Origin of the sequence: Tsukamurella soli, from assembly GCF_039541155.1 — a bacterium.
In the GTDB taxonomy this organism is placed as follows: Bacteria; Actinomycetota; Actinomycetes; order Mycobacteriales; family Mycobacteriaceae; genus Tsukamurella; species Tsukamurella soli.
In genome coordinates this window covers 1-12,090 of sequence record NZ_BAABFR010000128.1, presented here as the reverse complement: position 1 = coordinate 12,090, position 12,090 = coordinate 1, and the positions used below count along the sequence as shown (strand labels likewise).

General features: G+C 69.4%; 12 protein-coding genes. 8 read left to right on the top strand and 4 right to left on the bottom strand.

From position 1 onward, the window contains the following. The coding region (locus tag ABD908_RS24300; RefSeq protein WP_345000912.1) for a DUF4192 domain-containing protein at positions 1-618 on the bottom strand (618 nt) is incomplete at its 3' end. Between the two features lie 179 nt (positions 619-797). Between ABD908_RS24300 and sthA the strand changes: the two genes are divergently transcribed. Further along, a complete protein-coding gene (gene sthA, locus ABD908_RS24295; protein ID WP_345000910.1) occupies positions 798-2,210 on the top strand; it encodes a Si-specific NAD(P)(+) transhydrogenase in 1,413 nt (470 codons plus the stop codon). Between the two features lie 108 nt (positions 2,211-2,318). Continuing rightward, a complete protein-coding gene (locus ABD908_RS24290; RefSeq protein ID WP_385921397.1) occupies positions 2,319-4,208 on the top strand; it encodes an APC family permease in 1,890 nt (629 codons plus the stop codon). 11 nt (positions 4,209-4,219) lie between these two features. On the opposite strand, the gene ABD908_RS24285 is transcribed toward ABD908_RS24290, so the two are convergent. After that, on the bottom strand, positions 4,220-5,083 hold the full coding sequence (locus ABD908_RS24285) for an alpha/beta fold hydrolase (RefSeq protein ID WP_345000906.1): 864 nt from the start codon (positions 5,081-5,083) through the stop codon (positions 4,220-4,222). A gap of 81 nt (positions 5,084-5,164) precedes the next feature. On the opposite strand from ABD908_RS24285, the gene ABD908_RS24280 reads away from it, so the two are divergent. The 5 genes from ABD908_RS24280 (at position 5,165) to ABD908_RS24260 (ending at position 10,702) form a co-directional block, all read left to right on the top strand. Further along, positions 5,165-5,587 carry a MarR family winged helix-turn-helix transcriptional regulator gene (locus tag ABD908_RS24280; protein WP_345000904.1) on the top strand — a complete coding sequence of 141 codons (423 nt, stop codon included), beginning with the start codon at positions 5,165-5,167 and terminating at the stop codon, positions 5,585-5,587. A gap of 184 nt (positions 5,588-5,771) precedes the next feature. Next, positions 5,772-6,707, top strand: a complete 936-nt coding sequence (locus tag ABD908_RS24275) for a proteasome assembly chaperone family protein (RefSeq protein WP_345000902.1) — start codon at positions 5,772-5,774, stop codon at positions 6,705-6,707. A gap of 26 nt (positions 6,708-6,733) precedes the next feature. Next, entirely contained in the window at positions 6,734-7,726 is a 993-nt protein-coding gene (locus tag ABD908_RS24270; protein WP_345000900.1) for an alpha/beta fold hydrolase, read from the top strand. Between the two features lie 65 nt (positions 7,727-7,791). After that, entirely contained in the window at positions 7,792-10,287 is a 2,496-nt protein-coding gene (locus tag ABD908_RS24265) for a DEAD/DEAH box helicase (RefSeq protein ID WP_345000898.1), read from the top strand. Positions 10,288-10,312: 25 nt separating this feature from the next. Continuing rightward, positions 10,313-10,702: a YrdB family protein gene (locus ABD908_RS24260; protein WP_345000896.1), complete on the top strand. Its 390-nt coding sequence runs from the start codon at positions 10,313-10,315 to the stop codon at positions 10,700-10,702. Positions 10,703-10,720: 18 nt separating this feature from the next. Here the strand turns inward: ABD908_RS24260 and ABD908_RS24255 are convergent, their stop codons facing one another. After that, positions 10,721-11,119: a DUF5997 family protein gene (locus ABD908_RS24255; RefSeq protein WP_345000894.1), complete on the bottom strand. Its 399-nt coding sequence runs from the start codon at positions 11,117-11,119 to the stop codon at positions 10,721-10,723. 33 nt (positions 11,120-11,152) lie between these two features. On the opposite strand from ABD908_RS24255, the gene ABD908_RS24250 reads away from it, so the two are divergent. Next, on the top strand, positions 11,153-11,887 hold the full coding sequence (locus ABD908_RS24250; protein ID WP_345000892.1) for a LysR substrate-binding domain-containing protein: 735 nt from the start codon (positions 11,153-11,155) through the stop codon (positions 11,885-11,887). A 21-nt stretch (positions 11,888-11,908) separates the two neighbouring features. Here ABD908_RS24250 and ABD908_RS24245 read toward each other — a convergent pair. After that, positions 11,909-12,090, bottom strand: a 182-nt coding sequence (locus tag ABD908_RS24245) for a hypothetical protein (RefSeq protein ID WP_345000890.1), incomplete at its 5' end; no start/stop codon positions are given.

The following is a 12,090-nucleotide window of genomic DNA, read 5'->3' as shown; positions in this document are numbered from 1 at the left end:
ACGACGTCCGCCGCCGCGGCGCGGTCGCCCGGCGGCGCGGCAGTCGGCCTCCGTCACTCCCCGCCCCTCCTCGGTGAGCCGCTCGACGAGTTCCGAGCGCGAGCGCTGGACGGGCCGCCCGTCGAGCATGCGCGCGAGGGTCGCCTCGTTGATCTCGGGGTCCGGCAGCCGGCCCGCGTCGCCGTGGGCACATGTCCAGCGCTCGTCCACCGCGATGCGGCGGATCACGAAGAGGTCGACGAGGTCGGCATCCCAATCGTCGTCGCCCTCGGCAGCGAGGCTCTTCACGAGACGGTCGGTGATCGCGGGAAGTGCGGCATCGATCGGACGATCGTCGACCACCACGCAGAACATCCGCTGCGCGCCCTGTTGCTTGCACAGCCGGACCATCTCGGCGATTCCGGTGTGACACGGCGGCGCGAGGTCGCCGCCGGGGGTGAGGACCAGGTCGAACCGGGCGGTGGGCCCGGTCTGGCACGTGGCGTCGTCGTGTCCGAGAAGCACGATCGACCGCTCCGGGTAGAAACCGAGGAGCGCGGGGATCGCGGCGATGTAGTCCCCCATGCCTGTGAAGCGGATGGCGGTGCGGTCGGGGCTGGGTTCAGGCGTACTCGTCATAGCCGACACACTCTCGTACGCGGATGTCGCGATCGGCGCGAAAAGTACTGCACTGCACAGCGATGGGTATTGTTAGCGACGCCGAGACGTCGACAGACGATCCATGCTATCGGAAGAAATTCACGTGATTGTCCCCCGAGCGCACTGCATCTGTCGGCCCCGCGGTGTACACAAAGGTCATGGGCGACAACAACAGGTACGACCTGGCCGTCATCGGATCGGGACCAGGCGGGCAGAAGGCCGCGATCGCAGCGGCGAAGCTCGGCAAGCGGGTCGCCGTCATCGAGCGCGGCCGAGAACTGGGTGGCGTGTGCGTGAACACGGGCACCATCCCCTCGAAGACGCTGCGTGAGGCAGTGCTGTACCTCACCGGCATGAGCCAGCGCGAACTGTACGGCGCGAGCTACCGCGTGAAGGCCGACATCGGTCCCGCCGACCTGCTGGCCCGCACGCACCATGTGATCACCCGCGAGAACGAGGTGGTGCGCTCGCAGCTGCAGCGAAACCGAGTGGACACGTTCGCCGGTCTCGGCAGCTTCGTCGACGCGCACACGATCGCGATCGACGAGCCGACCCGGGGTGAGCGCATCACCATCGAAGCCGACAAGATCGTCATCGCCGTCGGCACGGCGCCGCGCCGCCCCGACGGGGTGGAGTTCGACGGTTACCGCGTCATGGACTCCGACTCGATCCTCGAGCTGAAGTTCATCCCCAGCAGCATGGTGGTGGTGGGCGCCGGCGTGATCGGTATCGAGTACGCATCGATGTTCGCCGCCCTCGGTACCAAGGTCACCGTCGTGGAGAAGCGGCCGACGATGCTCGACTTCTGCGACCGCGAGGTGGTCGACGACCTCATGTTCCACCTCCGCGACCTCGCCGTGACGTTCCGGTTCGGCGAGGAGGTGACCGAGGTGGCCGTCGGCAGGAACGGCACCGTCACCACCCTCGAGTCCGGCAAGCGGATCCCCGCCGAGGCAGTGATGTACTCGGCCGGGCGCACCGGCCTCACCGAACCCCTCAACCTGGAGGCCGCCGGGCTCGAGGCGGACGCACGCAACCGTATCTTCGTGGACGACAACTACCAGACCAAGGTCGACCACATCTACGCCGTCGGCGACGTGATCGGCTTCCCGGCACTGGCCGCCACATCGATGGACCAGGGGCGGATCGCGGCCTACCACGCCTTCGGCGAGCCCACCTCGACCCTCACCGCGCTGCAGCCGATCGGGATCTACTCGATCCCCGAGGTCAGCTACGTCGGTGCCACCGAGGCCGACCTCACCAAGGACGCGATCCCCTACGAGGTCGGCGTCTCGCGGTACCGCGAGCTCGCCCGCGGCCAGCTCGCGGGCGACTCGGCGGGCGTGCTGAAGCTGCTCGTGTCCACCGAGGACCTCCGGTTGCTCGGGGTGCACATCTTCGGCACGTCGGCGACGGAGCTCGTGCACATCGGTCAGGCGGTGATGGGATGCGGCGGCACCGTCGAGTACCTCGTCGACGCGGTGTTCAACTACCCCACCATGTCCGAGGCGTATAAAGTCGCCGCACTCGACGTGATGAACAAGATCCGGGCATTGCGGAACTTCAGCTGACCATGCCGATTCCGGTCCCCACGCGGCCTCCTCGGTACGTCTAGTGTGAACGCCGTGATACACCTGCCACGTCCGAGTGAGCGCTTCCGCGCCTGGTTTCTGAGCGGTATGTCCGACCGCGCCGGAAGCCATCAGGGCCCGCACGCCGCTGAGGTCGAGCACCCCCACTCATGGTGGAAGGTGATGTGCCTCACCGGCGTCGACTACTTCTCGTCCCTCGGTTACGCGCCCGCGATCGCGTTCGTCGCGGCCGGTGTGGTCTCCCCCTTCGCGACGCTCGTCCTCGTCGCGCTCACCCTGCTCGGCGCACTGCCGGTGTACCGGCGCGTGTCCCGCGAGAGCTTCAAGGGCTCGGGCTCACTCGCCATGCTGGAGCGACTGCTGCCGTGGTGGGGCGGCAAGCTGTTCGTCCTGGTACTGCTCGGCTTCGCGGCCACCGACTTCATCATCACCATCACGCTGTCGGCGTCGGACGCCGCAGCCCACGCCGCGGAGAACCCCTACTTCACCTCGTTCCTGCACGGGCACAACATCGCGCTCACGATCCTGCTCGTCCTGCTACTGGGAGCGGTGTTCCTCAAGGGCTTCAAGGAGGCGATCGGCGTCGCCGTGGTGCTGGTGGGCGTCTACCTGGCCCTCAACGTCGTCGTCATCGGAGACGCGCTGTGGCGCGCGCTGACCGGGCCGGGGTACATGGCGCACTGGACCAACGCGCTGACGCTGCAGCACCCCGACCCGCTCGCGATAGTCGGGGTCTCCCTGATCGTGTTCCCCAAACTCGCGCTGGGCATGTCGGGCTTCGAGACCGGCGTGGCGGTGATGCCCCAGATCCAGGGCGATCCCGACGACGACCCGGCCTATCCGCGCGGACGCATCCGCGGCACGGGACGCCTGTTGACCACCGCCGCCATCATCATGAGCGCCCTGCTCTTCACGTCGAGCATCGCGTGCACGCTGCTGATCCCGGCGCAGGACTTCCAGTCGGGCGGGCCCGCGGACGGGCGCGCGCTCGCCTACCTCGCGCACCTCTATCTGGGTCCCGTGTTCGGAACGGTCTACGACTTCAGCACCATCGCGATCCTGTGGTTCGCGGGCGCGTCGGCGATGGCCGGCCTGCTGAACCTGGTCCCCCGCTACCTGCCGCGCTACGGCATGGCACCGCGCTGGGCGTCCGCGGTCCGGCCCCTGGTCGTGGTGATGACGCTCATCGCGCTCGGGATCGTCCTGATCTTCAAGGCCGACGTCAACGCCCAGGGCGGCGCATACGCGACCGGCGTGTTGGTACTGATGACATCGGCGGCGATCGCGGTGACCATCTCGTGCCACCGCAAGAACCAGCATGTGCTGACCTGGGTGTTCGGCGTGATCTCCGCCGTGTTCGTATACACCACGGTGGACAACACGATCGAGCGCCCGGACGGCGTCCGGATCGCCGCCTTCTTCATCGTGGCGATCATGATCGTGTCGATCGCGTCCCGCGTGCGGCGGTCGTTCGAGATCCGTGCCTCCTCGATCACGTTCGACGACAAGGCCCTCGAGTTCATCCACTCCGACGCACAACAGCAGCACGCGATTCGCATCGTCGCGCACGAGCCGGACGTCGACACGAAGAAGGAGTACCGAGAGAAGGTACGTGCCGAGCGCCGCTTCGGTCACATCCCGGGCCGCTCGCGCGTCATCCTGCTCGAAGTGTGGCCGCGCGACTCATCGGACTTCCAGGAGGATCTGGAGGTCCGCGGCATCGAGAAGTTCGGCTACCGCCTGCTCAAGGTGCACTCCGGTACGGTGCCGAACACCATCGCCTCCCTGCTCATGTACGTCCGCGACGAGACGGGCATCGTGCCTGAGATCTACTTCCAGTGGTCTGAGATGAACCCCGTCGCCAACATGGGCAAGTACCTCGTGGAAGGCGCCGGCGAGGTGGCAGCCGTGTGCCACGAGGTACTCCGCCAGGCCGAACACGACCCCAAGCGACGCCCGTCGGTGCACGTGTCCTGAGCTCGGACCGGTCACGGACGCCACACGAAAGGCAGTTCGTGATGGCTTGCCGGCAGGGTCTCGACGGTGATCCACGGGTGACGCCGCCGCAGGTCGGCCGCCATCCGCCGAGCGTCGTGGTAGCGGCTGCGCTCGGCGAGGACGACCCGCACACCGCCCGCCTGCCCGGCCAGCCGATCGATGTCGGCAGGCGACGGCCGCGGCAGTCGCACCGGGCGCATCCGCGACCCATCGGCCGCCGCCGCACCGAGGCGCAGCCAGGCCGGATCGAGCGCGGCGCCGCCCGTCTCCCAGTCCAGGTAGCGCCGCCAGCGCCGGCCGGTGGGCGCGAGCAGCAGTGGCACCGCGTGCAGCGCCGTCTCAGCCGACACCCGCGCGAACACGCCGGTCGGATCGAGCAGCGTCACCCCCGCGACCAGGTCGGGCCGGTCGAGTGCGAAGCGGACCGCGATCTGCGCGCCGTAGGAGTGGCCGACGACGGTGACCGGCCTGCCTGCCGCGGCACCCGTCTCGCGGCCCGCCGCGGCACCCGTCTCGCGGCCCGCCGCGGCCACCACCTCTGCGCACCACGCCGCCACGTCCCGCCACCCGCGTAGGCCCTGGCGGCGCAGCGAACAGCCCGCGTCCCCCGGCAGGTCGGGAGCGATCACGGTCGCGCCCATCGCGAGGTCGGCGACCTGCGGGAACCACACGGTGGATGTGGCGCCGCCGCCCGGCAGGAGCACCACGAGCGGGGAATCGGCACCGTCGGGCCCCGGGACGACGGTGATCCGCGTCCGGGCCCGCGCGGTGTCGCAGGTGACGACGGTGACGTCACCCCATCGCGCGAGGACATCGCGATAGGCGGCCGCGAACCGCACATCGTGATCTGCCATCGGCATTCCTCTCGATAAACGAGATAATCGATTATCGAGAAGACTATGCCCGGCCGATGCGCCACGTCTACCGTGTAGCCGGTGGACCCACGTCACCGGCTGGTGCACCGACTGCGTGACATCACCCTCGCTTTCGACGCCGCGATCACCGAGTTCGGGCGCACGAACGACCTCGGCCCCCGCGACATACGGGCGATCATCGCCCTGCTCGACGCCGAGCGGGCGGGCACCGTCGCGACCCCCGGTTGGCTGGCGACTCGACTGGCGGTGAACTCCGCGTCGTGCACCGCGCTCGTCGACCGACTCGTCGCGGCCGGGCACGTCGCACGCGGAGCGTTGGCCGGGGACCGTCGTAAGGTGGCGCTCACCGTGACGCCGGAGGCGCGCGCGCTGGGCGAGCGCTTCTTCCACCCCCTCCTGGCACCGATCGAGGCTGCAGCACAAGAGCTCTCCGTCGCGGATGCGATGCTCGTGGACGCCTTCCTGACGGCGTGCACGGGGTGAGCCCGCCGTCCGACCGGTAGGAACCTGCTGCCGCGACCCGCGCCGGAACACGTTCGCCCTGAGCGGAATCCATCCGCACGGGAATCTGCGACCGCCGGATACCGTTGGTACCGATGACGCGAGAGTGCGTCGACGGGCCGATCGTGAGACCCTGGAACGCACTCCCACCAGGCAGGAGGTTGACGTGGACGAGCAGTCGCACATCTACGAACTGGAATTCCCCGCACCGGCGGTGTCCGATCAGGACGGCAACGGGCCGGTGTTGGTGCACGCCCTCGACGGGTACGCCGACGCAGGTCACGCCGTGCGCATGCTCAGCGAGCACCTGCGCAAAAACCTCACGACGGAGTTGGTGGCGTCGTTCGACGCCGACGAGCTGATCGACTATCGGTCGCGCCGACCCGCGATGACGTTCGACGACAACCGCTTCGTCGACGTCGACGCCCCCGAACTGAACCTGTACGCGATCAAGGACCTCACCGGTCGGCCCTTCCTACTGCTGTCCGGCGCCGAGCCCGACCTCAAGTGGGAGGCGTTCATCAGTGCCGTCGCCGGCCTCGCCGAGCGGTTCGCCGTCAAGCGCGTCGTAGGCCTCAACGCGATCCCCATGGCGGTTCCCCACACCCGTCCCCTCAACGTGAGCGGCCACGGCAACACGCCGGCGCTGCTGACCGAGGTCCGCACGTGGGACGCCAAGATGCGGATGCCCGGCAGCGCGTCGACGCTGCTCGAGTTCCGGCTCGCCAACAAGGGCTACGAGACGCTCGGCCTGTCGGTGCACGTACCGCACTACCTCGCGCAGAACGACTACCCGGATGCGGCCCTGGCACTCGCCGCGGCGCTGGGGCGCACCGTCGGCCTGCAGTTGCCCGACGGCGAACTGCCCGCGGCCGCGCACGAGCTCCGCGAGCAGATCGACGCGCAGGTGGAGCAGAGCGGCGAGGTGGCGGCGGTGGTGTCCGCCCTCGAGACCCAGTACGACGAGTACGTGCACTCAGGCCAGCCCAAGGAACTGCTCATCGCCGAGGGCGAGGAGCTACCCAGCGGCGACGACCTGGCCAGCGAGTTCGAGAAGTTCCTCGCTCAACAGGCGCGCGACGACGAACCGGGGGATGATTAGCGGCACCCGACACGAGGAGGTATCAGGTGCAGGTCTCACCATCAGGTACCTCGCTGCGCTTCGCGACCGTCCACGGCTACCGCCGCGCGTTCCGGATCGGCGGCAGCGGCCCCGCACTACTGCTGCTGCACGGGATCGCCGACAACTCGCTGGTCTGGGAGCCGCTGCTGCGGCAGCTGACCCAGCGGTACACGGTGATCGCACCCGACCTGCTGGGACATGGTCTGTCGGACCACCCGCGGGCCGACTACTCGATCGCGGCGTTCGCCAACGGGATGCGCGACCTGGTGACCTACCTCGGGTACGAGCGGGTGACCCTGGTCGGGCACTCGCTCGGCGGTGGCGTCGCCGGGCAGTTCGCGTACCAGTTCCCGCAGATGGTCGAACGACAGGTCCTGGTGTGCGCGGGCGGTGTGAGCCGGGACGTCTCCCCCGCGCTGCGCCTGCTGTCGCTGCCGTTAGCCGACTCCCTGATGGGTGCGCTCGCGGTACCCGGCGCACTCCCCGTGCTCGGGCTCTCGCTGCGTGGGCTGCACCGGTTGCCACTGCCCGTGTTCCACGACAACGCCGAGCTGGCGGACGCCCTGGAGCGGATGCCCGACCACGGCTCCCCGGAGGCGTTCGGCCGTACCCTGCGCTCGGTGGTCGACTGGCGCGGGCAGGTGGTCACCATGCTAGACCGATGTTATCTCACGTCCGCGATCCCCACGCTGATCGTCTGGGGCACAAACGATTCCATCATCCCGGTCAGCCACGCAGCGATGCTGCACGGTGCGATGGCCGGCTCCCGACTGGAGCTGTTCGACGGTGCCGGACACTTCCCGTTCCGTGAACAGCCCGACCGCTTCCTCGATGTCCTGTTCGACTTCGTCGACTCCACCCTGCCCGCGCGGCTCACCCTCGACGACCTGCAGGAGTCGCTGCGTCGCGGGATCACCGAGGACGACATCACGGGCGACGACGAGACCCGATTCGCGGTGCTCGAGGAGCTGGGCGGCGGGGAGCGCTCAGCAGTCTAGGCCCGGTCGCCGGGGGCGGCGAACGCTCGGCACCGAGGGCCGACGGTGCCGGTACCCTGACGCACGTGACCCTCGCCGACCTCGTCCCCTCCGCCGCCGACCCGGACTCCGTCTTCGAGGCGTTCGCGGGGTGGGTCACCGACCGCGGCATCGCGCTCTACCCGGCGCAGGAGGAGGCGCTGCTGGAGGTGGTCTCGGGCAGCAACGTGATCGTCGCGACGCCGACCGGATCCGGCAAGTCCATGGTGGCGCTGGGCGCGCACTTCGCGGCGCTGGCCGCAGGCCGGCGTACGTACTACACCGCCCCCATCAAGGCGCTGGTCAGCGAGAAGTTCTTCGACCTGTGCGCCGTGTTCGGCTCTGAGAACGTCGGAATGGTGACGGGCGACGCCACCGTCAACGGCGACGCGCCGATCGTGTGCGCCACGGCGGAGATCGTGGCGAACCTCGCGTTGCGCCATGGGGCCGGGTCCGACATCGGCCAGGTGGTGATGGACGAGTTCCACTACTACAGCGAGCCGGACCGCGGCTGGGCGTGGCAGGTACCCCTCATCGAGCTGCCGCACGCGCAGTTCGTCCTGATGTCCGCCACACTGGGCGACACCTCGTTCTTCCAGAAGGACCTCACCCGCCGCACCGGCCGCCCGACCGCTCTGGTGTCGAGCGCGACTCGTCCCGTACCGCTGCACTTCTCGTACGCCACGACGCCGATCCACGAGACCATCGAGGAACTGGTGACCACCCACCAGGCACCGGTGTACGTCGTGCACTTCACTCAGGCCGCCGCTGCCGAGCGCGCTCAGGCGCTCACCTCGGTGCCCCTGTGCACGCGCGAGGAGAAGGACGAGATCGCCCGAGCCATCGGCGATTTCCAGTTCACCACCGCGTTCGGCAAGACCCTGTCGCGGCTGGTCCGCTCCGGGATCGGCGTCCACCACGCGGGTATGCTGCCCCGCTACCGTCGGCTCGTCGAGAAGCTCACGCAGGCAGGGCTGCTCAAGGTGGTATGCGGCACCGACACGCTCGGTGTCGGCATCAACGTACCGATTCGTACCGTGTACCTGACCGGGTTGACCAAGTACGACGGCACCCGCACACGACACCTGCGGGCCCGTGAATTCCACCAGATCGCCGGCCGCGCCGGCCGGGCGGGCTACGACACCGTCGGCACCGTCGTGGTGGCAGCGCCCGACCACGAGATCGAGAATGCTCGACTCGAGGCACGCGCAGCGGGGGATCCCAAGAAGCTCAAGCGGATCCAGCGCAAGAAGGCGCCGGAGGGGTTCGTGTCGTGGGGCCGCGGCACCTTCGACCGACTGGTCGCGGCTCCGCCCGAGCCCCTCGTGTCGCGGTTTCACGTGACCAACTCGATGCTGCTGAACGTCCTTGCGCGGCCACAGAACTGCTTCGAATCGATGCGGCACCTGATCGAGGGCAGCCACGAGAGCCGGCCGAACCAGTTGCGCCACATCAAGACTGCGATCTCACTGTTCCGCGGCCTGGAGGGCGGCGGCGTCGTCGAGCGGCTGCAGCGACCCGACGAGTTCGGCCGGCACGCACGGCTCACCGTCGAACTGCAGCCGGACTTCGCGCTGAACCAGCCCCTGGCGCCGTTCGCGCTCGCGGCGCTGGAGCTGCTCGACGAGGAGTCCCCGACGTACCCGCTCGATGTGATCTCGGTGATCGAGGCCGTGCTGGACGATCCGCGTGCGGTGCTGCGGGCGCAGGAGAACGCGGCGCGCGGCGAGGCCGTCGCGCGGATGAAGGCCGACGGCATCGAGTACGACGAGCGGATGACCCTGCTCGAGGAGGTCACATATCCGAAGCCGCTGGCGGACATGCTGTTCCCCGCCTATGAGACCTACCGAGCGGGGCATCCGTGGGTGTCGCAGTTCTCGCCGTCGCCGAAGTCGGTGGTGCGAGAGATGATCGAGCGCGCGATGACCTTCTCCGAATTCGTCTCGCGCTACCAACTCGCCCGCTCCGAGGGCGCCGTGCTGCGCTACCTGTCCGACGCCTATCGCACGCTGCGGCACACCGTCCCCGAGGCCGCGGTGACCGACGAACTGGACGACTACATCGTGTGGCTCGGCGCGCTGATCCGGTTCGTCGACTCCTCGCTGGTGGACGAGTGGGAGGAGATGACCTCACCCGACCCGGTGGCGGCGCACGCGTCCGCGCCCGAGATCGGACGGTCGCAGTCGATCACCGCCGACGAGCGCGCGTTCGCGGTGATGGTGCGCAACGCCGTGTTCCGACGCGTCCAGCTGGTCGCCGAGGAGGAGTACGACCTGCTCGACGAGATGGACCCGGACGTCGACTGGTACGAGGCCTTCACCGACTACTACGAGGACTACGACGACATCGAGACCGGCTCCGACGCCCGTGGGCCGCAGCTGTTCTCGCTCGACACGTCGTTGCCGCGCGCCTGGCGGGTGCGCCAGGCGATCGCCGACCCCGACGGTGACCACGGCTGGGCGATCACCGCCACCGTCGACCTCCCCGCATCCACCGACCGCGGCGAGGTCGTCCTCGTGGACGTGGCGGTGCAGTCCGGGTGACGCCGAGGAAGACGAAAGACCTGCGATGACCGAAGACCATGAGCCGGCCGGCGGCCGCGGGGTGCCGGGTCGCGCGCCGGGTGTATCGGAGGTGACGGCGTTCGTCGCCGAGATCTGCCTGCTCGCCGCGCTCGCCGTGGGCGGCAGCGGGCTCGGCCGCCAGACCGCGATCCACGTCGCGCTGGCGGTGGCACTGCCGGTCGCGGTCTCCGTACTCTGGGGCCTGCTGCTGGCACCGCGCTCGGCGCAGCGACTCGGCCAGCGGCCGCGGCTCGTCGTGAAGCTCGCGCTGACGGTCCTGGCCGCGGTGCTCCTGGCGGCGACCCACTCGGTTCCGTGGGGCGTGGCCCTCGCGGTCCTGGCGATCCCGGTCTTCACGGTGGGCGAGCTGCGCGAGCGCACCGCCGGGCCGTGAACCCGGGTCCTGCTCGATCTACTCCTGCTCGGCCGAGCGGCGGCGCTCGGCATGCAGGGACTTGACCCGCCGCTCGTCACGGAGCACCGCCCGATACGCGGACCGCTCCGCCTCCAGCCAATCCGGCATCTCGGAGAGCAGTGCATCGATCTGCTCGGTGGTGAGTGCATCGCCGACGCCGCCGCGGGCCAGCCCGGAGATGGAGACGCCCAGCTTGGCCGCGACGAGATTCTTGGGGTGGGGGCCGTGCGCGCGCAGATCGCGTAGCCACTGCGGCGGATCCGATTGCAGTGCAGCGATCTCCGCGCGCGACACGACGCCGGTGCGGAAATCCTCGGGCGTCGCCGGCAGGTAGACGTCCAGCTTCTTGGCGGCCGTGGCGGGATTCATGGTCTGCGACGGCTTCTGCGCGTTCATGCTGGTCAGGTTATCGCGCGGTAGCCTGGCCGGGTGAGCGCGCCCGATACCCACCCCGTCTTCCGCCTGGCGTACGTGCCCGGCGTCACCCCGGCGAAGTGGGTCCGGACCTGGGGTGAGCGCCGCCGCGACGTGCCGCTCGAACTCCTCTCCTGCTCGGCTGCCGACGGTGTCGAGCTGCTGACGTCCGGCGGCGCCCACGCGGCGCTCCTCCGGCTTCCGGTGGGCGGCGCCGACGAGCTCGATTCGATCGTCCTGTACCGCGAGACCGCCGTGGCGGTAGTGCCCACCGACCACCTCCTGACCGCCGCAGACGAGGTGACGGTCGCCGACCTCGCCGACGAACCGGTGCTGCATCCCCTCGACGACCCCCTGGAGTGGGGCACCCGCCCCGGGCTCCCCGTCGAGCACCGGCCCGAGACCACAGCCGAGGCCGTCGAGCTGGTCGCCGCGGGCGTCGGCACGGTGGTGGTACCCCAGTCCCTCGCGCGGCTGTACCACCGCAGGGACCTCACGTACCGCCCCGTCACCGACGGCCCGGTATCGCCGGTGGGGCTGGTCTGGCCGGCCGGGGCGCCGGACGAGCTGGTCGAGGAGTTCATCGGCATCGTCCGGGGTCGGACAGCCAATTCATCACGGGGACAATCTGATCCGCCGCCGAAGCGGACGGCCCGCGAGAAGGCGCTGGCGAAGCAGGCGGCCCGCGCCGCCGCGGGGAAGTCTCCCGCACGGCGACGCGGGCCGGATGCGCGTCGGGGTCGACGGTGACGTCTCGCCCTCGCCGGATCGTCATGCCTCCGCAGGCTCTGCTTCTGTCGTGGCTGTGAGCGCCTGGCCTCCCCAGCCGGAGACCCCGACCACCTTGGCGATGGCGAGATACACCAGGTAACCCGCAGCACACCCGATGAACCAACTGTACTTCGGCATCCAATCCATCGTGTCCGTCAGCTTCGGCACCACCACCGACGCCA

Coding starts and splice junctions, on each gene's coding strand:
- sthA (WP_345000910.1), top strand. CDS start 798: ATGGGCGACAACAACAGGTACGACCTGGCCGTCATCGGATCGGGACCA.
- ABD908_RS24290 (WP_385921397.1), top strand. CDS start 2,319: ATGTCCGACCGCGCCGGAAGCCATCAGGGCCCGCACGCCGCTGAGGTC.
- ABD908_RS24285 (WP_345000906.1), bottom strand. CDS start 5,083: ATGGCAGATCACGATGTGCGGTTCGCGGCCGCCTATCGCGATGTCCTC.
- ABD908_RS24260 (WP_345000896.1), top strand. CDS start 10,313: ATGACCGAAGACCATGAGCCGGCCGGCGGCCGCGGGGTGCCGGGTCGC.
- ABD908_RS24255 (WP_345000894.1), bottom strand. CDS start 11,119: ATGAACGCGCAGAAGCCGTCGCAGACCATGAATCCCGCCACGGCCGCC.